This window comes from Pseudoalteromonas sp. NZS11_1, from assembly GCF_015864275.1.
Classification (GTDB): Bacteria; Pseudomonadota; Gammaproteobacteria; order Enterobacterales; family Alteromonadaceae; genus Pseudoalteromonas; species Pseudoalteromonas arctica.
In genome coordinates this window covers 16,305-41,425 of record NZ_JADYXK010000004.1, presented here as the reverse complement: position 1 = coordinate 41,425, position 25,121 = coordinate 16,305, and the positions used below count along the sequence as shown (strand labels likewise).

Annotated in this window: 21 protein-coding genes; 12 read left to right on the top strand and 9 right to left on the bottom strand. The window is 37.2% G+C overall.

Translation table 11 applies throughout. The annotated features are described in order from the left end of the window. Positions 1–21 precede the first annotated feature (21 nt). Genes I6F44_RS04965 through I6F44_RS04955 form a run of 3 tightly spaced genes read left to right on the top strand, consistent with a single transcriptional unit; the run spans position 22 to position 1,347 of the window. Positions 22–627 carry a hypothetical protein gene (locus I6F44_RS04965; RefSeq protein ID WP_165743065.1) on the top strand — a complete coding sequence of 202 codons (606 nt, stop codon included), beginning with the start codon at positions 22–24 and terminating at the stop codon, positions 625–627. 11 nt (positions 628–638) lie between these two features. Further along, the gene (locus I6F44_RS04960; RefSeq protein ID WP_165743066.1) at positions 639–944 is read left to right on the top strand and encodes a hypothetical protein; all 306 of its coding nucleotides are present in this window, start codon (positions 639–641) and stop codon (positions 942–944) included. 1 nt (position 945) lies between these two features. Continuing rightward, on the top strand, positions 946–1,347 hold the full coding sequence (locus I6F44_RS04955; protein WP_197173378.1) for a protein-export chaperone SecB: 402 nt from the start codon (positions 946–948) through the stop codon (positions 1,345–1,347). Positions 1,348–1,434: 87 nt separating this feature from the next. On the opposite strand, the gene I6F44_RS04950 is transcribed toward I6F44_RS04955, so the two are convergent. Further along, positions 1,435–2,697, bottom strand: coding sequence for a tyrosine-type recombinase/integrase (locus tag I6F44_RS04950; protein WP_197173377.1), 1,263 nt, complete (start codon positions 2,695–2,697; stop codon positions 1,435–1,437). A 595-nt stretch (positions 2,698–3,292) separates the two neighbouring features. Between I6F44_RS04950 and I6F44_RS04945 the strand changes: the two genes are divergently transcribed. The 3 genes from I6F44_RS04945 (at position 3,293) to I6F44_RS04935 (ending at position 7,877) form a co-directional block, all read left to right on the top strand. Then, the gene (locus I6F44_RS04945; protein WP_197173376.1) at positions 3,293–4,951 is read left to right on the top strand and encodes an Hsp70 family protein; all 1,659 of its coding nucleotides are present in this window, start codon (positions 3,293–3,295) and stop codon (positions 4,949–4,951) included. Positions 4,952–5,026: 75 nt separating this feature from the next. Beyond that, positions 5,027–7,138, top strand: a complete 2,112-nt coding sequence (locus tag I6F44_RS04940; protein ID WP_197173375.1) for a CDC27 family protein — start codon at positions 5,027–5,029, stop codon at positions 7,136–7,138. Further along, positions 7,122–7,877: a DUF1266 domain-containing protein gene (locus I6F44_RS04935; RefSeq protein ID WP_197173374.1), complete on the top strand. Its 756-nt coding sequence runs from the start codon at positions 7,122–7,124 to the stop codon at positions 7,875–7,877. Before I6F44_RS04940 ends, I6F44_RS04935 begins: the two co-directional genes overlap by 17 nt. Positions 7,878–7,949: 72 nt before the next feature. Here the strand turns inward: I6F44_RS04935 and I6F44_RS04930 are convergent, their stop codons facing one another. Continuing rightward, positions 7,950–8,198 carry a hypothetical protein gene (locus I6F44_RS04930; RefSeq protein WP_024593050.1) on the bottom strand — a complete coding sequence of 83 codons (249 nt, stop codon included), beginning with the start codon at positions 8,196–8,198 and terminating at the stop codon, positions 7,950–7,952. Between the two features lie 103 nt (positions 8,199–8,301). Beyond that, positions 8,302–9,939: a cyanophycinase gene (locus I6F44_RS04925; protein WP_197173373.1), complete on the bottom strand. Its 1,638-nt coding sequence runs from the start codon at positions 9,937–9,939 to the stop codon at positions 8,302–8,304. Positions 9,940–10,201: 262 nt separating this feature from the next. On the opposite strand from I6F44_RS04925, the gene I6F44_RS04920 reads away from it, so the two are divergent. The 3 genes from I6F44_RS04920 to I6F44_RS04910 all read left to right on the top strand — a co-directional run bounded on the left by I6F44_RS04920 (position 10,202) and on the right by I6F44_RS04910 (position 12,200). Then, positions 10,202–10,789 (top strand): hypothetical protein, encoded by a 588-nt coding sequence (locus tag I6F44_RS04920; protein WP_197173372.1) that lies wholly within the window; start codon positions 10,202–10,204, stop codon positions 10,787–10,789. 96 nt (positions 10,790–10,885) lie between these two features. Continuing rightward, complete coding sequence (locus I6F44_RS04915; RefSeq protein WP_197173371.1) at positions 10,886–11,800, top strand: zinc dependent phospholipase C family protein; 915 nt, start codon at positions 10,886–10,888, stop codon at positions 11,798–11,800. 1 nt (position 11,801) lies between these two features. Beyond that, positions 11,802–12,200 carry a hypothetical protein gene (locus I6F44_RS04910; RefSeq protein WP_197173370.1) on the top strand — a complete coding sequence of 133 codons (399 nt, stop codon included), beginning with the start codon at positions 11,802–11,804 and terminating at the stop codon, positions 12,198–12,200. A gap of 23 nt (positions 12,201–12,223) precedes the next feature. On the opposite strand, the gene I6F44_RS04905 is transcribed toward I6F44_RS04910, so the two are convergent. Together I6F44_RS04905 and I6F44_RS04900 are read right to left on the bottom strand one after the other, a co-directional pair. Then, positions 12,224–14,494 carry a putative bifunctional diguanylate cyclase/phosphodiesterase gene (locus I6F44_RS04905; RefSeq protein ID WP_197173369.1) on the bottom strand — a complete coding sequence of 757 codons (2,271 nt, stop codon included), beginning with the start codon at positions 14,492–14,494 and terminating at the stop codon, positions 12,224–12,226. Between the two features lie 126 nt (positions 14,495–14,620). Continuing rightward, a complete protein-coding gene (locus I6F44_RS04900) occupies positions 14,621–17,470 on the bottom strand; it encodes a UvrD-helicase domain-containing protein (protein WP_197173368.1) in 2,850 nt (949 codons plus the stop codon). Between the two features lie 283 nt (positions 17,471–17,753). Here I6F44_RS04900 and I6F44_RS04895 point away from each other — a divergent pair, with 283 nt between their 5' ends. The 3 genes from I6F44_RS04895 to I6F44_RS04885 all read left to right on the top strand — a co-directional run bounded on the left by I6F44_RS04895 (position 17,754) and on the right by I6F44_RS04885 (position 20,093). Beyond that, positions 17,754–18,491 (top strand): hypothetical protein, encoded by a 738-nt coding sequence (locus I6F44_RS04895; protein WP_197118173.1) that lies wholly within the window; start codon positions 17,754–17,756, stop codon positions 18,489–18,491. 114 nt (positions 18,492–18,605) lie between these two features. After that, positions 18,606–19,529 (top strand): M14 family metallopeptidase, encoded by a 924-nt coding sequence (locus I6F44_RS04890; protein ID WP_197110728.1) that lies wholly within the window; start codon positions 18,606–18,608, stop codon positions 19,527–19,529. 144 nt (positions 19,530–19,673) lie between these two features. Then, entirely contained in the window at positions 19,674–20,093 is a 420-nt protein-coding gene (locus tag I6F44_RS04885; RefSeq protein WP_169060058.1) for a hypothetical protein, read from the top strand. Positions 20,094–20,118: 25 nt separating this feature from the next. Here I6F44_RS04885 and ccoG read toward each other — a convergent pair whose 3' ends face one another. From ccoG to I6F44_RS04865, 4 genes are all read right to left on the bottom strand, one after another. Further along, a complete protein-coding gene (gene ccoG / locus I6F44_RS04880; RefSeq protein ID WP_197110727.1) occupies positions 20,119–21,501 on the bottom strand; it encodes a cytochrome c oxidase accessory protein CcoG in 1,383 nt (460 codons plus the stop codon). A 145-nt stretch (positions 21,502–21,646) separates the two neighbouring features. Then, the gene (locus I6F44_RS04875) at positions 21,647–23,065 is read right to left on the bottom strand and encodes a sigma-54 interaction domain-containing protein (protein ID WP_197173367.1); all 1,419 of its coding nucleotides are present in this window, start codon (positions 23,063–23,065) and stop codon (positions 21,647–21,649) included. Between the two features lie 93 nt (positions 23,066–23,158). Continuing rightward, entirely contained in the window at positions 23,159–24,463 is a 1,305-nt protein-coding gene (locus tag I6F44_RS04870; RefSeq protein ID WP_197173366.1) for an ABC1 kinase family protein, read from the bottom strand. A 68-nt stretch (positions 24,464–24,531) separates the two neighbouring features. Beyond that, positions 24,532–25,086, bottom strand: a complete 555-nt coding sequence (locus I6F44_RS04865) for a DUF1439 domain-containing protein (protein ID WP_002960677.1) — start codon at positions 25,084–25,086, stop codon at positions 24,532–24,534. Positions 25,087–25,121 lie beyond the last annotated feature (35 nt).

Here is a 25,121-nt window from a genome sequence, read left to right as displayed (position 1 = left end):
AAGACAAAATGTACTATAGCGATGAAAATAAGTGTCTATAATAACAATCAACATAAGAAACAAAAAATGACTGCTCACTTTGGCTACCACACTTGTAAATTGGAGAATGGATTCGAGTACATTGTCGAAAACATACCATTTCGCAGTGGTGATGGGGCTAACCAATGGCTCACACAGGGTTATTATTTCTGGACTGACTCTGATTATTGGGCAAAAAAGTGGGGGAAAGCAGGTCGTAGAGCTATAGGGGTATTTAGTTTAGACTTGTGTTTCAAAAAAGAAGTTTTAGATTTAGTCGGTAATGTTGAACACCAATTAGAATTTATTGAACTAAAAAATATAATACTTAATAAACTTGGTGAAGATGAAAAACGTAAAAGTGTAACAGTAAATCAAATATTAAATAAGTTAAAATGTTCTAAAGAAATATTTCCATATTTAGGTGTTAAAGCACAAGATGGAAGGAAGATAGAAAATATTAGTTTTGTAGATTCCCAATTTAATAAAGCGAAACTAGGTTTAATCACACGACAACAGCTTTGCGTTTTCGAGGAAGCAAAAGACCGCGTTGCCTTGTGTGGTTTCATTGAGCCATCAAAGTATGCTGAAAAAATGCCTGCGGCATGAAGGAGATAAGTATGTTAAGTTTACAAGAACGTGTAATATTACTCAAAGAAGAGTTATCTAAAGTTTCTGCTGAAGAATTATACAATGAACTTCAAAGCTATGAAGCTGTTGGTCCATTAGCTTGTGACTTTCTGAGCGATGAGTCAGATACACTTTCACATAAATACTGGAAACACTCCTTCAATAGTTTCCAAGCACATTACAATAATATTCATGATGAAATCACTGTTTTAGAAGTTACATATGTAAAAGATGAAAGAAGCAGTTTTATTTCAGCTTGTAACGATGATGATTACAATAACTGTTTAGCGGCATAAAATGAATATTCAACTACACATTAACAAGGCAAAAGAGATAAATCTAATTGACAAAGACCAAGTTGAGGACTTTGACCAAATTGATGAGTTTGGGTTCCATTATGAACCGAAGTTTTCAGATAAACCATCAGATAAATTTGATATCTTTTTTGCTCTAAGACTAAAAATTAAAAACTCTCATTTACTGTTACTCGAGTATGAATCAACTTTTAAACTTGATGATCAATTTGATGATGAATTTGTTAATTCTCATTTCCCGCATGTGAATGCTCCTGCAATTGCTTTCCCATATATGAGAGCTTTTGTAAGCACTCTTTTATTAAACGCAGGGTATGAACCAATAATGCTTCCAAGCGTTAACTTTTCTGCTATGTACAAAGATATGCAAGAAAAAGATAGTTAATGGAATTGGTGCACATGTTAAATCTAGAACATGTGAACCAAAACCTTTTTTCTGGGCAATAAATATTTTTAATAATGAAACTTGATTTTAGCTAAGCTTTAAAAGCTTATTTCCCCACAAAACTAAAGCAATTCTTCTTTTCTCCATATATTCCTGCATATTATAAACGCCCTGCACACCTTGTAATTGATGATTCAGTATTTTTTCAATCACTATAGGGTCAGTCCCAATATCGGTATCACCTAACCGAGTCGCAACTGTTCTGCGTAAATCGTGAGGTACAAACTTAGGGACTCCCAATTGCTCTAATTTACGGCTTATGGAGCGTGACAATGAGTGCCTGTCAATCGGCTGCTCACCTGGGCCTGATTTATTAGTTGTTGTACTCGGGAATACATATTTTGAATTGAGATAGCCAAATGCTGCGCGCAGCTCATCAAGCAAAATAACCATATTTTGAGTAATTGGCACTTTGTGGGTTCTCTCGCCATATTTGTTTTGCTTTACTCGCTCTGCTGGGATTGTCCATATCATTTTATCAAAATCAAATTCTTGCCACTGTGCGCCTGTAACTTCTATTGGCCGACAACCTGTTAAAGTAATACATTTCAATGCGTAAATAACTTGCTGGCTAACACCTAGCTTTGTTAAGCGTTCAAAAACTTGAATCACTTCGTCAAACTCCAGTGCTCTGGTTCGAGACTTTTCAAGGCCACCTACGCTTTTCTTTTTAACCGTACTTACAGGATTGCCCTGCATAAGGTCTCGCTCAACACCGAAGTCGAACATTTGTTTTAAAATAGAGAGTGTTTTATTTGCTTGGGTATTTGAACCTCGATCTTTTATTGGATCAAGCACCTTATTAAGAATGTCACGCCGAGTTATCTCTTTGAGTTTATAATTTCCAATAAAGGGCAAAATGTCTTTTTTAAACATTCTCATTACAGGATCTACGTCTTTTCGGTTAACTTTAATGTCTCTTTCAATAAACTCTTGGGCAAGCTCTTCAACGGTTGGTGATGTATCTTCGATAAACTGCTGCTTTAGTGATAGCTGCTTTGTTTCGTATACGTCTTCACCTAAAGCAACTCGCCCTTTTAAGCTTTCAACTTCCTTGCGGACATCTTTTAAATCGCACTCACCAAAGTATCCTAAATGGTAATTACGCTGTTTACCTTTGATGCCACCAAAACGATAATTTAAGTAAAGTGCAATTTTACGCTTTTTATCATTTTGTGTTTTACCTACACGTGCATGAAATCCACTTAACTTTGTGTCATTTATCCGTTTAATAGGTTCAGGGACTGAGCTTAATAACGAATCAGTTAATAACATTTTCACGACAGACATATGTAGCACCAAATATTAAAAATAAAGTACATGCAGCATATATGTAGCATCAACCGTATTCAACTACTTAATTCTACTTAGAGCTAACCCACACTAATAAATTAAATTTAAACCATTTATAACAATCAGTTAAATAGAAAAATTAGTACTACTTGTAGCTACCTACTTCTACTTGAATCTAATCGTAACTTTTATGGGGTGGCAGGGGTCGAGAGTTCGAATCTCTCCATACCGACCAATTAATTCCTTTAAAAATAACAATCTTCGTTAATCTAAACCTAACCATCAGTAAACTTTACTTCCAGCAATTCGATAATACTCTATATCCAGATCCATATTTTTTGTTATCAACCTTGATACTAATCTGCTTGCACCTCTCCAATATGTATTCTTTTAAAGACCTCTTTGCTCTCATCAAGAACCGCTACCTATTTTAATAAAATAAAGTTAAGCGTATAATTTTCAATCAGATATTAATAATAGGTTTTTAATTAAACTGTACAATGGCACCGATGCAAAACTAAGTTGAATTTAAGGCTCTGTATTAAGTAACTTAGCATAGCGATGATTTAAGTCATTCTGTAAAGGAAATAAAATGAAAATAGGGATAGATCTCGGTACAACCCACAGCGTAGTGGGTATTTGGCAAGATAACGCGGTTAAGTTAATTCCGGATATGGAGGGTAATGTGCTCGTTCCTTCAATTGTTGGCTTGTCGGAAGATAATTATATTCTTGTAGGTCAAGCCGCTAGGGATCGATTAGCAACCCACCCCGCACACACAATTTGTGAATTTAAACGTTTTATGGGCACTGATAAAACCTTTTCATTGGGCGCGCAAGATTATAGCGCAACTGAACTATCATCCATTTTATTAAAAAGCCTTAAAGAGCAAGCCGAACATTATTTACAAGAGCCTATTACTGAGGCCGTTATTTCGGTACCCGCCTATTTTAATAATAAACAACGCCAAGCAACGCAACAAGCGGCTTTACTTGCAGGTTTAAAAGTTGAGAGATTACTTAATGAACCCACAGCCGCAGCACTCGCTTATGGGCTCGATAATAAAGACTGTGAGCAAACTTACTTAGTACTGGACCTTGGTGGCGGTACATTTGATGTGTCGGTTATTGAGGTATTTAACGACATATTTGAAATACACGCCTCATCGGGTGATAACTACTTAGGCGGTAACGACTTTACGAACGTTATTGAAGAAGATCTTTATAAGAAAAACGATTTGTACAAAGGTTTTTTCTCAGATAGTGAACTACGTAATATTTGGTCGTTGTGCGAGCGTTTAAAGTGCCAATTAACTAACGAGTCAACAGCCAGCTTTAATTTTGAATATAAAGAAAAAACGTATTCATATACCCTCACTCTGGAAGATTATCGTACATTGTGTAGCGAGTTAATTGAGCGAATTAAGTTTCCTATTAACCGTGCGATGTCTGACGCTGACTTAACACTTGAAGACGTTGATGGACTTATTCTTGTTGGCGGCGCTACGCGTATGCCTATTTTTCAACAGCAAATTAGCCGTGTGTTTTCACGCATACCGCAAACTCAATATAACCCTGACCATGCTATCGCTACTGGTGCTGCAATTCAGGCAGGTATGAGCGCACGTGCTAAAGAATTGAAAGACGTAATAATGACTGATGTTTGCCCATTCACTTTAGGCGTGGAGGTAAACAACAAACATGGTCAGTCTGAGTTTTTGCCTATTATAGAACGTAACGCGACGATTCCTATAAGCGAAACTCGTTCTGTTTATTCAGCTCACCCTGAACAAGAAAAAGTACTCATTAAAATTTATCAGGGTGAACATTATCTCCCTAAAGATAATGTGTTTTTAGGCGATTTAGAAATAAATCTTGAGCCGTTAAATATAATACAAGAGTTATATTTAACATATACCTACGATCTTAATGGTGTACTTGAGGTTGAAGTGACTAATGTTGGAAGTGACAAAAAATACCGCACTTATGTAGGCGAAAATGAAGAAAGCTTGAGTGAAAGTGAGTTACGTGAACGTTTTTCACGACTTAACGCACTTAAGGTTTTGCCTAAAGACAAACTTGTAAATACTGCATTTAAAGCAAAGTTAGAGCGTTTATTCCAAGAAAATCTAGGCGATAAAAGGCGAGAGATTGGCGAGGCGATTGGTCAATTTATGGAAGTGTTAGAAACACACGATAACCACAAAATAGAGCGTATGATCGAAAATATAAAGCGCTATCTTAGTTATTAGAATTAGCTATTAAAGTTAACTAATAAAAAATAGTTTCAGTTAAAAAATTACATGCATTAAATAAAGAGTGAAGTAATGAACCATTGGAAAATATTAGGCATTGAAGCCACAACAGATAAACGCCTTATTAAACTCGCTTATACAGAGATTCTAAAAAAAACATCGCCAACAGAGTTTCCCGAAGAGTTTAAAGATTTACGAAAAGCATATGAGTTAGCTATTAAAGAGGCTAAACGACCTGCTAAAAATGAAGACAAAGCACCCAATCAAGTATTTGAAGATGAGCACGAAAAAAAAGGCGTTATTAACGAGTCATTTTTTGATGAAGAAGAGCCCTCTCTCGCACCTACAGAAGTTGAAATAGTTAAGCCTCAACCTATCGAGTTAAATTGTATTCGCTCTATTTCAGAGCTGCAAGTAGCACTCAATGAATTATATTGTAATGTGTTATCTCGCAGCGATGTTGAACAATGGAAGTTATTATTTTCGTCGCCATTATTTTGGGATGTCGATCAAAGTCAGCAAGTCTCATTTACTTTAATTGATTTCTTTTCAGAGAATTACTTTTTATCTGCCACGGTATTTAAATTTTTAGATGAGAGTATGAAAATCTCTAGTGAGTTAGTAACCAATAAAAATAATCACTACCGTGAACTTGCTATTGCACTGCATCATTATATTCAGAGCCTACCACTGCGAATCGATGCCCTATCTAACATTGATCACAATATCAGCTTTGAACAGCTGCAGCAGCATCTTCAGTTACGTAACTTAATAGAAGAGCAATGTATATATTCTAAGCTTACAGCTGAGCAGCTAATTACGCTTATGCAGCGAATTAATTTGGTATTTTATAATGACGAGTCACTTTATCTTTATGTTGCTAACTATTTATGGACATTGGGTGCATACACAGAAATTAGTAAGTTACTTGCCTCATTGCCAGAGCCTACAGATGCAAGCATAGATCAGCTGCGAGATTTACAAGCACACGCAGAATTTAAGCTTAAAAACTATGATATAGCACTCACTATTTATCTTGCGCAGCGAGAACTTATGAAAAGTTTTTATGCGATGAATATGACTAAAGAGATTGGTCTGTGTTATTTGCACCTTAAAAATTATGAAAAAGCATATACGTATTTAAACTCTTATTTTTATACTAGCCCTGAGGATATAGACCTTCGCTCTGCTTTGATTATCGCCCGTCGATACTACATAAAAGATCTTAAAAAAAATGAGGAAAGTAACGCTCTTAAAATAGCGACGTTACAATTTGAAAATGGTCGCTACCAAGATGCGTTAATAACGACTCAAACATACCCTCTAATTTTTCACGCTGATTGCAATTATTTACAGGCTTTATGCCTTGCTAAGCTAGAACGCTTAGATGAAGCATTTGACGTTTTTATCGCCTTTATGAATCTACATTTACAAAAACAGATAGATCCTTGGCCACTACTGGTTGATTTATTTATATATTGCCCAGACTCAATTGATTTCAATTTGATAATGGAAACTATCGCAAAAAAAATACAACCATCTCCTAACAAGTTTTATAAAACCCCTCGCGTGCTAGGCTCTGTACAAGAGAATATATACTCACAATTAGAACTCAAAACATTAGATCTTCCAGCGACTGATCATGATGGAAAACCCAATAAACCCATGGGTTACACCCTCTATGCTGATTTAGACTATAAACAGCAATATGCTTGGGCAATGCTACATGCGTTAATGGCTAAATTGGCAAACTTCGAAGATAAAGCGATTGTGAAGCAAATAAAACAAGCCGCTATTTATGCTATTAAGCAAGCTATGCCAAAAATCACACACCAACCAAGTTGGAGCTTAAAGTTTATTCACATAGCTTTTGATATAGATGATTTTGATACCTGTATTAAGCTCGCAAACATCACGATTAACGAGTTTTCTAATTTACCACAAACCTACTATTACAAAGGGCGATCGCTAGCTGCCTTAGATCAATATGATGCAGCAATACCCATATTAATATTAGCCGCAGATAAATACGGACATCAGAGGCTTGGGATATACTCACTTGAATTTGCAGTGGAGTGTTGTGAAAAGCTCGTTGAACATGGACAGCCAATGCATCCTAATTACAATGATATATGCCAAAAACTGCAAATAACAAAGGAGATTGTAGATGCACAATCAAAGTGAAGTACCTTGTGTAATTGCGGATGATGCGGCTTTAAGTTCAGAGCAAAAATTATGGCTTATTAGCCTCTCAGGGCACCTTTCAATGCAAAATGGTTATTCATTGAATACCTTAAAACATCACAATAAAAACTACACTGACGAGTCAGTTGCTAACGGTAATTTAAGTATTTTAGATAATGCTTATGGCGTTACAACAAAAGAAGAATTAATTGAAACTTTAAATGTTTTTTATAACACATCAAATAGCCAAGTTTTCATGAGTTGTATGGCTGAACTCACCAGAAATGATTTATTAGCAAGATACTACACTGAGAATAAATCTACTGCCTATCAAAATACGCCTATAGGTATTATGTCGGACTGGGCAGGAATACATAAATTCTCACTGGCTCGTTGTGGTATTAGAGCTTTTGATATTGGCCGCTATGCTTTTTTATGTCGTTGTGGTGTTAGCGTTAATTTTTTAACCGAAGAAGAAGCATGGCATTACCTTAAGCCTATTGGAAAACTGGCACAAACCTTATTTATTAGCTGGCAAGAATATGCAACTAGTTATGTAGTTGGTCGTTGTATATGGCAAAAGATTATAACTCAAGAAACGTACAGCGAGCCAAACCCTGACTTTAATTTTAGTCATGATTTATTTGAAAAAATAAATGATACAGCTGCTACATTGCAAAGTATATTAGCTGATGACGAGCACCCATGGTGCCAACTAGGTTGGGAAATGGACTTTTAATTTCAATACTTTGATTTATAAATACTTACTGAATAACGCATTTTACAGTGGCGTTATTCAGTAAAGTTAATATTAGTGCTTGCGCCCTACACCATTTCGTACCATGTCTTGCCCTGTTTGGAATACGTCTTCTGTAATCATGCGTGCTAAAAGTAGCTTTTGATTATCGTCAAACACAGCAACAAAACGGCTGCCATCTTTGTTATTAGTAGCCATACCAACACCGGCAACACCTTTAAGTCCAAAACCACCGCTTTCGACATCTATTAAAAAGCTTTCTAGTTCGGCTAAAGTATCAATTACGTCATTTTCATTATTCATTTTAAAACTCTTTTAGTAAGGCCTTGGCTAGGCTTTTAAATCATTATGGTGGCTATTTTATAGAGAAGAGCCAAAAACTTAAACCCTTGGCTCAGGTTAGTAACTAAATAGACTTTATAGCTAACTCTAAATTGCTTAGTGCACAACCAAACTCTTTTGCATTAACGCGATGATACTGTGTGTCACTCGTTGCTGTAAGGCTAATTATAAACTCATCTTGTTGAGCTACCGCACTTTGCTCTTGGCTTAGGCACATAGCTTGAGTAAGTGATCGCAGTTTTGAATTTGTTAAAATTGAGCCAAAACGCTGCACTGGCAGTGGAGGTATTTTTATAGCGGGTAACGCCTCATCTATTGTGCGCTTGCTTAGAGTAAACGTGTTATTGGTAATTTCAATTACACTGCTTGTAGGCCAATACGAGTAGCTATAGCTCTTACTCTCAGGTTGTGCTTTACCTTGGTTAGCTAAATGCACTACACCACTTTTGCCTATTACGGTTATTAAACTACCTTCTGGCGATTTAATAACAACCAAAGCCGTATTTTCATCAATACCAAAACCATGTTGAATCTCTGTTTTAGTCTTTTTTACTTCATTTTTATTTAACGCCGCTGCGAGCCTAAATGTACGGTTTTGTTCGCTAAACTGAGTATCTAGTACACCAAAATTAAAGCTGCCAAGTCCACCAGCATTAGTGTTATTTTCATTTTTGCGAAGTGCCTCAAGGCTTGTCGTATTTGTAAGCATGCCCGTCACTTTACTTTGGATTGCTGCGCCCGCGCCTTCACCTACAATTACTGGGCGAGTTTGCAATGCTTGCGTCCACGGGTATGGATTATTGTTTTGATCAAATAATACCTTGTGAGTTAATGCTGCATTACCGCTATTAAACATCACACCGGTACTATTTTTAATAAGTGATACAAGTGCATTAGTGCCACTTTTGCATAAAGCGTATTCGGCCTTTGTGTACTCTGGATAAATTGCTTCCCGGTTATACACATTCATTAATGTATTTCTGAGAGCGGGTAATTCATCGCACGAGTTACTCGTAATCGCTTTAGCAAGTGCTGGCGTTAGTGCTAACCATTGAGTGTTTATATTTGATTGTGCTAAAAGACTCTGCGCTACATCTGCCGACTCATAAGGGTCGCGGCTCGATGCCGTAATAGCAAGCATGGTGGGTTTTGCGTTATTAACTTTTAAACTGCCCGACACAAATTGTAAAATACTATTAGTCGCGACCTCAATATTAAAATCGGTATTTACTTGCTCTTTTAAGCGCTCACCGTCTTTATCAAGTAGCGGCACTTCTAGCATATCAAATACAAAGTTGTATTCTTGCTGAGTCAGGCTTTCTAATTGCTGGTTATTTATATCGCGCCATAGCCATAATAAATCTGTTTTAGATACGCTATTTGACGATTTACCTAGCAAGGTTTTAAGTGTTTTTAATACAGCCGTTTTTGCCTCAACGTTATTATTAGGCCAGTGCTGCGTGATATTTTTTATTTGAGCGTTGCTAACAGCATATAAATTATGTGACTTACCATCAATAGCAGTCTCTTTTTGGCAATTGTTAAGCTTTGCGCTAGTACAGGTAGTAAGCTCTGACCCCACTAAAATTAAAGTTTTGTTTTGCTCTTGAGCCACTGCATTTATTGAATATCCAACACCAAACAATGCCACTAACATACCTAGTAACTTCGGCTGTTGATCACGTAAAAATGCACATATCATAATGTAAACTCTAATATAAATTATAAAACTAATATGTTGTAGTTTAACAGCTAGCCACTTGAGCCTAAATATATTTTTATAAATGTTAAATAATTCAAGCCCCTGAAAAGCGATAGCGTTAAGCACTTCATTTAAATAAATTGTTTAGCTTACATACTTGCCCTTGTAAAAATTAACTAAACAAATTTAAACAGAGCATTTATTGATCAAATTCATTGTTTAAATTACGGTGGTGCATTGTTTTATGTAACTAGGGTGAAATATGGACTTTTCTAATGAAGAGGTAAATTTTTTAGCTGAGTTATTCAAACCAAATACAAAACAACGTTCCCCTCGCGACCATATGCTTACAATGAAAAGCTCTATACCCGCGAGTATTGCTCACCTTTTTACCCACGCTAATCTAACTTTGCTTGCTGAAGTTGCTAATTACCAACTTTGGTTTCCCTTGCAATTAAAAATTGATGAGTTAGGTGTAATTAACCCCACTTTGAGCGCACCAGAAGTAATTGATACAAAGGGCACTCAACGTAGTTGGCGCTGGAGTGAGCTAAATATTAAAAGCCAAGGTTTTAATATTGAATCGATTTCCAGTACTGGAATATTTTTAAAACCATTTAAAAGTGGAGAGAGCTTAAAAAAATTACAGCACATGAGCTTTACCTTACCCAACAAAGAAAGCATATCGATAGATGTAGAACCCGTTAGGCAAAGTAGCCTAGGGATTGCCGCAAAAATCACTCAGATTCATAGCGGACAAGAGCAATTACGCGCCTATCTGTTTGAAGAACATAAACGCCAATATGCTAAGCTGTACGAAAATGGACAACTAATTGAACAGTTAATTTAGTCCCTTTTAAACACTCACAAGCACTTCACTTGGCTTTATTTAACCCCCTCTCAATGTTAATCTGTCCCCCTATTAATAAATCATAAGGATATGACAATGCCAGGTGCTTTTGCGCACATCACAGCCGTTAATATTGCAACGCAAACCAAATCACTTGCTAAAATGGATATGCCTAAAAAGGCAAAACTTATTTTGAGCCAACGCCAAGCATATCTTGAACTAGGCTGTGTAGCCCCCGATTATCCTTACTTAGCAGTAGCGCAGCCTAGCCAAAATGCGTGGGCCGACCTAATGCACTATGAGCACACAGGCGATTTACTTAAAGCCATGATTGAATACTGCAAAACACTTGAAAGTGAAGCATTTGAAAAGTGTTTTGCTTGGTTATGCGGTTATATGGCCCATGTTGCTGCGGATATAACAGTGCATCCGGTTGTTGAATTAAAAGTAGGCCCGTATGAGCAAAATCAAACGGCGCACCGTACCTGCGAAATGAACCAAGATGCATTTATTTGGCAGCGTTTAAATTTAGGTGAGTTAGGTTATGCTGACCGCGTGCAACAAAATATTGGATCTTGTACTAACAAAGACGATAATTTTGATACCGATATTGCAAAAATTTGGCAACATGCTTTGTTAACGGTTCACCCAAGCTACGCTGCACAACACGCTCCTAACTTTAATTCATGGCATAACGGTTTTCAGCTTGTAGTAAATAATGTTGAAGAAAGCTATCGATTATTTGCCTGCGCACGCCATGTTGCTGCTGATTTAGGTTTGTTTTATCCTCGCCCAAACGAAGTTGACTCCACTTTTATTGAACAACTAAAAACGCCGCACGAGCCTATGCATTACAACGATATTTTTGACTTTGCCGTTAGTAATATTCAGCACTACATAACCGTTATTGCCAATGCCGTATTTTTAGATACTGATTGCAGTGCAATTAAAAATTGGAACCTAGATACAGGCTACGATGAACGCAACACGATGACGGTATGGAGCAAATAAAATGAAACACTTACTTTGTATAAGCCTCATAGTATTACTTAGCGGTTGCTACACTTCAAAAAATAACAATCCAGAAGTGATGGCCGACTTAGCCTCGCAATTAAAAGATATTGCTACAGCCGTTGATGGCACATTAAAATTTAGTGAAACACCCTATTCAACAACTGATGAGTTATTAAAAGCTGCTGTTAATAACGATTTAAGCAAACTTGCACCCTTTGGGGAATACACGCTTATCGTGAACGTACAAGATGATAACGCAGTGCTACTCTTATGTGATGCCAATACTGCTTTAATTGAAGATGCAGGCTGTACTGCTCAATCAGATATACAGCATTGGGGAGCTGAGGCTATTCATCATTGTGAAATAACCATAAACGCCCAACAGCTCTGTAATTAGGTAGTAAAATACCCGCTATACATTTAAAGTTGAGCCGTCATCTCTTTAGGGTTAAATACTAAGCCATGGCGACTAACATGTTCTGCAAAATTTTCGGCAGGCATTGGTTTAGCAAAGTAAAAGCCCTGAAATTCTTTACACCCCATTTGCGTCATTATTGCTACTTGCTCTTGGGTTTCTACTCCTTCGGCTACACACTTAATATCAAGCTCTTCACACATAACGTGCACCGCTTTAACTAAACTTTTTTGACGCGTAGAGCTCGTTACTTGGCTTATTAATGAGCGATCTAACTTGAGCTTGTTAATAGGGTAATCGGCAAGGCGTGCAATATTAGAATAACCCACCCCAAAATCATCGACCGAAATAGTAAAACCCCACGATTGCAGCGTTTGCATAAGCTTTAGCGAATGCGCTTGGTTTGCCTCAAGAGAAGTTTCAGTCAGTTCTAACTCTATTTGAGGTGGCTTTACGTTAAAGTCGGCAAGGTATTTAACCAGTTTTGACATAAAATCGGTTTGGCTAAAATCAATTAGAGATATATTTATTGCCACCGGCACACTAGGTAAACCCGCCTTAGTCCAATCAGCAATTTGAGCGCACACCTTTTGAATAATCAGGTCGGTTAGCCGACTAACCATTCTGTATTCTTCTGCAATAGGAATAAATACCACTGGCGACACATTACCCAGTATTGGACTGTTCCAACGCGCTAAGGCTTCAAGCCCTATACATTGACCCGTTGCATCTACTTTAGGTTGATAGTGCACCGACAAATCGCCTTGTTGAAGCGCTTCATCTAATAACATTGAAATTTCGTATTTTTCGATAAAAGCTTGTGATTGTTTTTCGTTATAACCACTTAGAGGCATATTACAATTTGCTAGTTTAAGTGCTTCGCATGCATTGCTAAGTACTGTTGTGCTGTTTTTTCCATGATCAGGATACTTTGCAAAACCAAATAAAAATGATTGCTGACACTTAGTGCCAAATACATTATATGTTTTATCTAATGTATTTTTTATTTGCATTAATAGCTTATCTTCTAGCTCGCTTTGCGAGTTTGTCCCAATTATAAAAGCAAGCTTTCCTACTCCTATATGAGCACACAAAAGGGGCCCATCTGGCATCGCTTTTAAACGCTTGTACGCGTTAATAAGTAATGCTTGAGAGTCGGCTTTAGTGAGCTTTAAATTTAAATATTCACTATTTGCACTTTGCGCAACAACAATATAAAAACCTTTTTGGTATTTGCTTGTTAATCTGTCGCATTGCAGCTCAAACCATTCTCTATTAGGTAGTTTTGTTTGCGAGTCTCTAAAGCGTAAACGTTTATTTTCTTGTTCCATCATCGATAAATTTTGTTTAATAAGCTGCTCTTGCGTGCAATCGTAAAAGTCATATACACGGTAGTTTGTACTCATTGTTATTTGCTGATAACTGGCTTTAAAATAACTTTTTTTGTACTTCACAATTTTATTTTGAGCATTAGAGTCGTCAAAAACTAAGGCAGGAAATAAATGAGAAAGATTAACGCTTCCTTCTTTTAATTCTTTTTTTATACCAAACATATCAATAGCATGTTGATTAAAATCAGTAATGACAAGATTTTCGTCAACAATAATTTTGGCTTTATTTGATTCGGTGAACAGGCTTCGATAAAGCTCATTTTTATCTTTAAGGTGTGTATTAGCGCTTATCATTGTTTTGTTTAAACGCTTAGCAGCCACAATTGTGCGCGCCACAGCAAGGGGAATACAAATGTTAAAAAATAAAAATATAAGCCCTGTAATGTATAAGTCAGCATCGGGAAGTTGTTGAGCTATGCCGGTTAAACCCGAGACATCAACGTTATTGATGATCATATAAAACGGCGCAACATTTAATACGCCATAAGCAAGAGCTGTTCTATAACCAAGTAGCATAAGTGCTATTATCGGGCAAGAATACATATACATAGAGCCCACTTTTGCAAGCTCTAAGTCTGTTAAAAATAAGTTCATTGACACGCTAGCAGCTACAATAGCTATTAAAAGTGCATGAGCGCTAAAGTGATAAAAACGCTTACTTGCTATAAGTAAACCACATGCAGTAGCAAGAAAGCTGCTTGTTAATACAACAATATAAATTAAGTTAAATTCAATAGCGCTTGTGTACGTGTGGCACGCCACAGCAAAACATAGCACCATTACTAATGATAGAATAATGCGCAGTGCACTTACCCGCCAATTAGCAACCTGACCAGGGGCTGAATAATGGTCGCTTAATAAAAAGAACCTATTGAAAAAATGCATAATAAACAACAGTTAAAGCTCATTCTTCTATTAGACATTGATAACTTGTTAAAATCAATCAAATGAATATAATTTCTATTTACATTGTTCTATAAAATAGACAGGTGTAAACCTAATTGTAAGCCGTTAAGCATTTATTTTTCGAGTGTTTTTACAGTTATCTTCTTTAAGGGCGAAACCACTGCACCCTAAAAATTCACCGTGCTTAGATTTGCGTTTACGCATTTCGCGACCACACTTTTCACAAATTGGGTGCTGCGTTTTACACTGTGCATTCACACATTGTGAGTGCGTGCTTTTATCAACCGATGGGCCACTACAGCTTTTACACACTCGTAATTTAGTTTCGCAAATTTGCGTATTAGTACAACTATAATAATCACCATATTGACCCGTTTTTGGCACAATTAAACCGTCGCTGCACGTACTACACTCTCTTTGCTTTAGTTGCGACTTATTAAATAACGTTGAAGCGATTTGAATGGGATAATTGTCATTTACTAATTCTTTTACAAACGCTGAGCATGCATAAGGGTCTGCAATTAAATACGCTTTATGTTTAGCGCGTGTAATACCGACATAAAGCAAACGCCTTTCCTCTGAGTGAGTGAATTCATCTTGCTCTGGTAATAGCGCCTCCACCAGCACATTATTTTGGTTATCGCTAGGAAACCCTAATTTACCTTGTTCAAAACCAATAATAATACAGTAATCGGCTTCAAGCCCTTTGGCACTATGCAATGTCCAAAAATAAAGAGTGTTTGTATGCTTTTTATCTTTTAAATGCTGCTGCACGCTATTTAACATGTATCTATATCTACTAAGTATGGCAATGCACGCTGATGCATCATTTTTTTGAATCGTGCTTATAGTCTGCTGTACTTTTATTTCTATCGATTTAGTGCCTTGGTATAAATCGTCTAATAAAATAACTTGTGGTGTGGTTACTTTTGTATGTGTGCTGATCTGCTTTTTATATTGCTCAGGGTTTTGCATTACAAAGCGCCCAGCTACATCGCTAATGCTATTATTATATCTGAATGTTTTTTGCAGCATAGTGAGTGAGTGGCTACCCACTAACTCATTAAAGCGCGTAGTAAGCGCTAAATTACCACCCGAGAACCGATAAATTGCTTGCCAGTCGTCACCAACAGCAGTAAAGCGTATTCCGTTACCATGTTTTAATATGGCACTTAAAAAAGCCATACGCGCGCTTGATATATCTTGAAACTCATCAACTAAAATGTGGCTCCACACAATATTAAAATCTCCGCTTACTATCGCCTTTGTTGCTTGAATAATCATGTCGTCAAAATCAATGGCACTTTGCGCGTTTAATTCATTTATATAAGCATCATGAATTTGCACTAACAAGTTTGCATATTGCTGGTAATTTTTAATACCACTTTGCTTAATGCGCTGTGATATTTGCTTATTACTTAATTGCTCTACCCGAATAACTTGTAAACATTTTATGTACTTATCAATCCCTTGCTGTAACTGCCCTGAGTTATTTAATGTATGAAATATTTCATCGTTACTTAAAGGTGTTAATTCAACATTATGCTGCTTTAATTGCTTTGCGAGGGTTTGCTCTAGCTTTCCTTCTACCCAATTGTAATGAAAGGTTTCGAGTAACGTGGTGTCATTTTGTTTATGCAGTTTGCGCTTAAATGCAATTTGCTCGTTATAGTGTTTTTTATTTATATCGGCACGAGTATTCCCTTGCTTATCAATGCCAAAGTGCTCTAAGTAAATATCGTATTGAGGTATATAAAAGTCTGGCTTATATTGCCCACTTAGCTCTGCGCCTTGGCTAAAGTGATAATTCACCTCATAACTATGCGGTACGCAATTCAAATGTAGCCAGTTTGAAATAAGCACTTCCTGATAACTTTTTACTTTATGACCAGCAAGGCTGCGGTATTCGTTATCGCGTATGTATCGCTCGTACTGTGCATTATCTTTAAAGCTAAATATATCAATCGGCTCATGGAGTAAATCTATAAATGCTTTTAAAAACTGTGGTTCGGTTTGTATTTTTTTACTTACCCATCCAGTTAACCAACTATTTAATTGAACTGGGTCAGTTGTAAATTTTGATAATTCGATTGGCTTTTTAGCACTTTGTAATAATTTAAGCCCAAGCGCATGAAACGTTAAAATAGTGGGTGCTTTGGTGTGCAATTTTGTATGCATGGCGCGTTTAATAAAGCGCTCTTTAAGCTCATTCGCTGCTGTTTTATTATAGGCCAGCACCAAAATTTGCTCAGGCTTGGCAATATTGCATGCTATTAAATCTAAAGACTTTGCTACCATCACAGATGTTTTACCTGTGCCTGCTGCCGCTAATACTAAATTTTTATCGTTATCGCGTATTACCGCTAAGCGCTGCTCTGTTGTTAATGGGTTTGACTCTACTTGATTAAAAAAGTCATTTTTAAGAGTTAGTTGTTTTTTTTCATATTTATGGCGCAACTGTGCAATTGCATCGTGAGTATTGGGTGTAGTGCTCAGTATATTTAAAAATTTAATACTACTTGGCGATAAGTGTTGTTGCCACACACTTGTACTTTTAGCGTACTGCTTGGTAAGCAAAAACACATCATTGTTAAGTGTTTTTATGGAACTATCACGTAAAAACTCATCTAAAGCATAACGCTTGAGCGAAATCTTTGCGTTATTTACCTTTTGCTCAAGCAGGGCTGAAAATTGCGTGTTAAGGGCAGTATTTAAAGTGTTCGCTTGTGCTTTGTTTAAAAAGCTAATTGATGTATTGCTGCTGTCGCACAAATTAATTTTGGCACTAAATAAACGATTTTTAAGTATTGAGTAATTATAAAAGTCTTTAATTAAAAATGTTCGTGCGGGAGCACGTCTAAAATGTACAACAAGGCGCTCTTGTTCAATACTTACGTGTTCAATACGGGTAAAAAAACGGCCTAGCCAACTTGGAGTAGCAATATACTGCGCCATAATACTCAATATGAAAATATGCTTTAATTGATTGTAACACACTCTTTTATAATAAATTTAGCGCTAAGTTAGTGTTTATTTAATAAGCAATTTGAATAGTGGATTGGTTTTTAAAACTTAGGATTTAATGTTTTATTTACAACCATTAACAAATCTAAACATTTACAAGCCCCTTGTTGTGTAACAATGCACAAATACAAACTGGCCACGGCATATAATTGTAAAAACTATTCTTAATTAAACAATTACTTACTGCCTAATTAAGTGGCTTAAAGGAGCTAACATGCTTAAAAAATGCATTACCACAACGGCTTTAATTTTAGCATTATGCGCTTGCACGTCAGAAACAGAGTCGGATTTAATAAAAACAAAAGGTATTTGGGCAGGTTTTGAACTAGTTTCTGACGGTAACCGCACGCGTGTTAACGCAGAACTAAATGCAGGCGATGCTAATGGCTCTAACATTGTTTTAAGCGATAGCGACTCATTACAAGCTGTTGTTAATAGCACTGCTATTGTACTTACAAAAGATACCGACTTTTTAGACGTTGATTACCAAGCGTATATAAATGCCACTGACGATAACCAACAGTTTGATATAAAATTTAAACGGGACGATGGTATAAATGCTAATTCGAGCGTGGAGTTGCCTTTAAATTTTATTATTTTAACCCCGAGTAACAATCAAAATTTTGATATTAATAGTCCCCTTACAGTTCAGTTAGATGGCACTGATCCTAATAGTACTAGCCAAGTAGAACTTAGCAGTAGCTGCACTAACAATAATAATGAAACACTTTTACAATCAACGTTTTTTGCGCTTAACACTTCGCGCCTTGAAATAGATCTGCAAAGTTTAGATATGTTTAGCAGCTCGCAAGTAGATCAAAGTAAAGCGTGTGATTTAACAATTAGTGTGAAACGCGATCGATTCGGTAGTATTTCGGGTGAATACGCAAACCAAAGCTATATTAAATCCCAGCAATCGCGCGCTATAAAAAATATGACTTTAACGTTTTAATTTGCACGCTAATTTACTCAGCGTTAAGCTACGCCTTTATTAAGTAACTCTACCAATTGTAATTGCCCTCCTTATTTATAGGAAAGCTAATAACAATTGATATAAAGGTTTATTATGACTAACAGCACATACCCTATTGGCACATCTGGACAAAAATGGAATAACAACGATAAAGCCCAGTGGTTAACACGCCAAAACATTAAACGCAGTTACCAAAACGAAGTCGTAACGCTAATTAATGACCTTAAGAGCACCTTAGATATAGAGCAATACGGCGAGCTTAATTACACCGCTGGCACTTACCCATTATATATATTAAAAACGCCTAACTTTAATGCTAATAAACCAACTGTTTTAATCACCGGTGGTGTACATGGCTACGAAACCAGTGGCGTACATGGCGCACTTAGGTTTGCTAAAACATCGGCTATGCAATATTGCGAACAGTTTAATATTATTGTTGCCCCCTGCATTAGCCCTTGGGGATATGAGACTATAAACCGCTGGAACCCAGACGCTATTGATCCTAATCGCTCATTTTACGAGGGTAGCCCAGCTCAAGAATCAGCCGCTATTATGGCGTTTGTAAAATCATTAGGTACTGACTTAATCGCTCATATTGATTTACACGAAACAACAGATAGCGATAACAGTGAATTTAGACCCGCACTCGCTGCGCGTGAAGGCACTACAAATACTAACTGGAACATACCTGACGGGTTTTATTTAGTTGCAGATACCAAAAAGCCTGAGCCGGAGTTTCAAAAAGTCATTATAGAAAGCGTTGCAAAGGTAACTCATATTGCACCGAGCGATGAAAATAACCAGCTAATAGGCGTACCTCAAGAGCAATTTGGCGTGATTAACTATGCAGCACGCGATTTAGGTTTATGTATGGGCTTTACTGATGCACCCTATGTAACTACTACAGAAGTGTACCCAGATAGCCCAACAGCCACCGATGAAGAATGTATTTTGGCACAAGTAGCCGTTATAACGAGCGCGCTAAATTACATTACAACCTCTACAAAAGATTAACCACTGTTCAGGAGCGGGTACTCATTAAATTAAGTACCCGCAAAAAAAAGAAACAACCTGATAACAAAAAACAACCCAAAAGAACTGGTTTTATTGAATTTAAAGGTATAAGGTTAGCCTTCCCTCAAATTCAAGGAGTATACATTGGGGTTTAAAAACAAATATGGACAGGTAAGCCTCTATACTGAAAATAACGTTGTTATCGCTCACTTTTCGGGATACATCACCTCAGGGCTTCTTCGTGCGTTTAAAATTGAACTATGCGAAAAAATAAAGTCACTCAAAAATCAGCCTTGGGCCTATATTAGTGATTCTTTTGATGTTTTGGCTGCAACGCCTGAGGCAGAAAAAGAAATGATAGATATTAGCCATTTAATGAAAGCAAACAACTGCCTAAGTAGCGCGTTTGTACTCACATCAGCTATCGCTATAAATCAAATGAAGCGCATTTTAGAGTGTGCAAAAAGAAACGTTAATTTTAGTGAGTGCCTATTTACCGATTTAGATAGCGCTAAACAGTTTATTTCTCACAACTTAAAAAGTAAGCAAGGCCAACTGATATAAAATAATTGACCTTGCTTTATCAATCTTAGTTTTTATAAAACTGACTGTCTTTGGTTATCGTAATGCTGGCGTTTTCTTGCGCTGTTACAATAAATTGTAACTTACTCACTTTACGCTCAATATCGTAACCATCGGCTGTTACAGTAACGGGGACTCTTTTCATCGTCCCAGGCTGTACAAGCGTAGCTCTCGGACTTGAGAGCGTAGCCCCTGGCAAACCCTCTATGGCAATACTGTAATGCAGTGCTTGCTGCGTTTTATTAATAATAGTAAGTGTATAAGGGTTTTCTACAAGGCCCTCGTAGTTCACTCTATAAAGAGCATTCCTATCTCGTAGTACTGAGGCTTCTATTGGTGTACGTTGCAGCATCCATGCAAACATAGAAATGATTAACAAAGCTGTTAATGCGCCGTACCCTACTAGCTTTAATCTAAATGGATTGGTTTTTTTACCTTCCATTTGTTTTTCACTCGCGTATTTAATTAAGCCTTTTTCGTAACCAAATTTTTCCATGGTATCGTCGCAGGCATCAATACATAAGCCACAGTTTATACATTCATATTGCAATCCATTTCGAATGTCTATTCCTGCAGGGCATACCTCTACACACAAGTTACAGTCTACACAGTCACCTAAGTTAAGCTCTTTTAGATCAGCTTTGCGTTTACGTGGTCCTCGGCTTTCACCTCGCTCGTTATCATATGTAACAAGCAACGTATCTTTATCAAACATAACAGCCTGAAAACGAGAATACGGGCAAGCAATAGTGCACATTTTTTCGCGTAAAAACCCTGCATTGCCATAAGTACAAAAAGCGAATAAAAACACCCAAAAGCTCGTTATACCTGACCACTCAAACGTAAGCATTTCCATATACAAACTTTTTGCCGGAATAAAATATGCCATAAACGAGGTGGCGGTTAAAACTGAAATAATAATCCACGCACTGTGCTTAGTTATTTTTTTGCGCCAAGTGCTTAGCGTCCACTGTGATTTATCTAATTTAATTCGCTGATTTCGAGTGCCTTCTATGCGTTGCTCTACCCACGAAAACATGAGCATCCATATAGTTTGCGGGCACGTATAACCACACCAAACCCGACCAAGCCAGTTAGTTACAAAAAATAATGCAAAAGCCCCCACCATAAATAGCAGGGCTAAAATCATAAAATCTTGAGGAAGGAGTGTTAGACTAAAAATAGTAAAAGTTTGCGTTGCCACATCAAGCAGCACAGCTTGTTGTCCGTTATATTGGATCCACGGTATTGCAATAAAAGTTAGCATTAACAGCCAACCTAAATTACGGCGTATGCGCTGAAAAAATCCTTTTTGCTCGCGGATATAAATTGGCCCTTCGGTGTTATAGGGCTTAATGATCATGTCTTCTTCTTTAATATCAAACTTCATAGTACTTGCTTCATAATGACGGGTATTATGCAAGTATTTGCAACTTTCAGACCAAGCTGAAACTTTATCTACATAATTGATATTAAACAGTTTATTTCAACGCAGTAAAATAAAATTCGCGATATTAAACGCGCTGCGCGATATATCACGAATTTTTAGCAATCCCTAACTTTCGCATTTTTGAGCGTAGTGTACTCTCAGGTAAGCCCAATTTAACTGCTGCCCCTTTATCACCTGATATTTGCCAGTGCGATAACGCGAGAACAGAGGTTATATGCTGCTTTTGGGCCTCATCAAGCGTAAGTGAAGGGTTAATAACTACTTTACCACCCGCTTGCAAAGGCTGACTTAGCTGAAGTACAGCCTGATTAGATAAAATAGCTTCGCGTTCAAGTACATTTTGCAGCTCTCTAATATTGCCTGGCCAATTGTAGGCTTGCAGCTGTGTAATTGCTTTTTTACTTAGCCCTTTTAAGTGTTTACCCAGTCGTTTATTTATCTGCGCAATTAAATTAGCGCATAAATAAGGAATATCCTCTTTTCGATCTTTAAGGGCGGGTACTTTTATAGGAAATACATTAAGCCGATAATACAAATCAATTCTAAACGTGCCTTTTTGTACCATTTCCCACAGGTCGCGGTTAGTCGCTGCAATCACTCTAATATTTACTTTTAGCGTATTGCTGCCACCTACACGTTCAAACTCTTGTTCTTGCAGGACTCTAAGTAGTTTACTTTGCGCCTCAAGTGGAAGCTCTGCTATTTCATCTAAAAACAAGGTGCCTTTATCAGCAAGTTCAAAACGCCCTTTACGGCGTTCATTTGCACCTGTAAACGCGCCTTTTTCATGTCCAAAAAGTTCCGATTCTAGCAAACTTGGGGTAAATGCGGCGCAATTTACTTTTATAAAGGCTTGTTCGCTACGCTTGCTTAGTCGATACAAATTACGGGCTACTAATTCTTTACCCGTGCCATTTTCGCCAAGTATAAGCACTGTGCTGTCGGTTTCACTCACCAGTTTTATTTGATCTAACATGGTTTGAAATATATGACTTTGTCCAACTAGCCCTGAGTCTTGCCAATCTTCGTTAAGTTCTGCAATTAAGTAGTTGTTTTCATCTTTTAGCTGCTCACTTAAATGCTTTACTTGCTCAAGTGCCTCTTGCAGTGCATTTTGTGTTTGCTGTTGCAGTGATATGTCGCGAAATACCGCTACAGCACCAATTAACTCATCATTTTTATAAACCGGTGTTGAGGTGTATTCCACTGCAAATGAGCTACCGTCTTTACGCCAAAAAACTTCATTTTTAACTTCACGACGCTTTCCGTCAAACATGGTGCAGTAAATTTGGCATTCATCAGCGGGATAAGGTGTGCCATCAGCATGAGTATGGTGATGATATTGGTGTATTTTTTTACCTAATAACTCGTCTGCTCGCCAGCCTGTCATGCGCTCAGCGGCAGGATTAACAAACACCGCATTACCCGACAGGTCAAAACCGTATATGCCCTCACCTACTGCGTTTAGCAATAATTTAGGATCGTTTAAAAATTGTTTTATCATAAATGTACCTCGCGAAATATCGCGAGCATTATGGCAATTTTATACATTAAGTGCACTCATTACTTAAAATGCACTTACGTGTAAATTAAAACGCTATAAATAGTGCTGAAATAGCGTTTTTACATCTATTTTTGCACCTAGCCTTGCGGCTATTAAGTAAAGTCCTGCAAGTTTTCGGTGAATAAATAGCGCATCAACGGGCGGTGTATGCCATTGCTGAGATTGCCCACTAAGAGCAAGCCCTGCATTTTTAATTTTGAGCGCGAGTTCGCTATTTTTAAAATCAAACTCCCCTTCTGCTCTCAGTGGCTCGCACGCCATTAAGAATAAATCAATGACGTTGTTTTTATACTCATCAAATAAGTCATTTTTAAAATAACCAATGTGTGAAGCCGCTCTAAGTACACCTTCTCTGTTGTTTTCACTACCCGCTTTAAATAAAGCTAAATAAGCGCGGCTAAGCTCGGTTGATATTTCTCGCGTTGCACCAAAATCAAATAAAACAATTTTTTGTGTATCAAGCTGATAATGAAAGTTGGCAAAGTTAGGGTCGGTTTGAATTAATTTAAATTCAAACATTTCTTTAAAAAATAAATCAATGAGCTGCTCTGCAACAAAGCTTTTTTGACTATCAGGTAGCTCTGTAATGCTCTCAATGGGCTCTGCTTTTATATATTCCATAGTAAGTACTTGTTGTGTGCTGTGCTCTGGATATACGTTAGGCACTTTAAAGTGGGGATTACTTGCTAGTGCATTTTTATAACGTATTAAGTACTGAGCCTCCCGCTTATAATCAGCCTCAGCTAATAACTGCGCTTTAGCCTCACTAATAAGTGGTTTAATATTAAGATCTTTTGGCAATAATCGAGAAATCGTTAATAAAGAAATAACGTTATCTACATCACTTACCACACTTTTTGCAATACCAGGATATTGAATTTTAACAGCAAGCTGATCGCCATTTTCTTTATAAGCTAAATGAACTTGCCCTATAGAAGCCGCTGCAAAAGGCCTTAACTCAATATGAGAAAAGCGCGCTAGCCACTCATCCCCCCATTGCTCTTTTAACACCTCAACAAGCTGCTTATGAGGCATTGGATTCGCATCTGAGCGCAGTAAAGCAAGTAACTGAGCCAATTCAGGACTAAGTAAATCACCGGCATCCATTGAAAGTAATTGCCCGAGCTTCATTGCAGCGCCACGTAAATGAGATAGCTGTGTGGCTAGCTTTTCAATATTTTTAGGTTGTAGTAGCAAGCTTTTATTATCCCAACCTTTACCGGTTAGCGCGCTCTTAGCGCCATCAACTAACATATTGGTAGCAACACCTGTGGCAAGTGAGCCTAATTTTGCAAAGCGAGAAAGCCGAGAAGTGGGAACAGTACGAGGAGCCGCCATAATATTAAAACCTAATTAGCCTGAAAGTCAGGCTAATTAATACGTATATTGTAAGTAGGTAGATCTACTTATAGACGAGGTACTAGCTTAATTGCACCTTCAACCACTTTCATATCAAGTGGAAGTTTACTGAGTAGCATCATTTTAGGGTCGTCCATGTTTAGGGTATAAACAGGGTTAACCGCTAAAAAAGCATTAATAACATCCATTGCTTGGCTATCAAGCGCACCTAAATTACCTTTAAAACCACCGGCATCTACACTCGAATCAAGTAATTTAATATTACGTAAAAACACTGCTTTTTTCTCACTGTCGTAAAATGGGCTACCTTCAATTTGCAGCTTTAAACGCACAGGGTATTTAAGTGCAAATGCATTAATTTCAGCGCTTGAATCGGCACCAAGCACAACAACATCGCGGTTATCAGGTCCAATATTAACACTTAAGTCGTTTACATCAAACTGAACCGGTAAACCCATTAAGCTTACTTTTTCACTTAACTTTGGTAATTGCTTACCCAGTACAGACTCAACCTCAGAGTTAGTAAATGAATATACTGATATGCCTTGCGTGGTATTACAGGCAGTTAAAAATAACGCTGCAATAATAACTAAAATTCTCATGAGAACCCTTTTGTTTATAAATTAGTGGTACATAA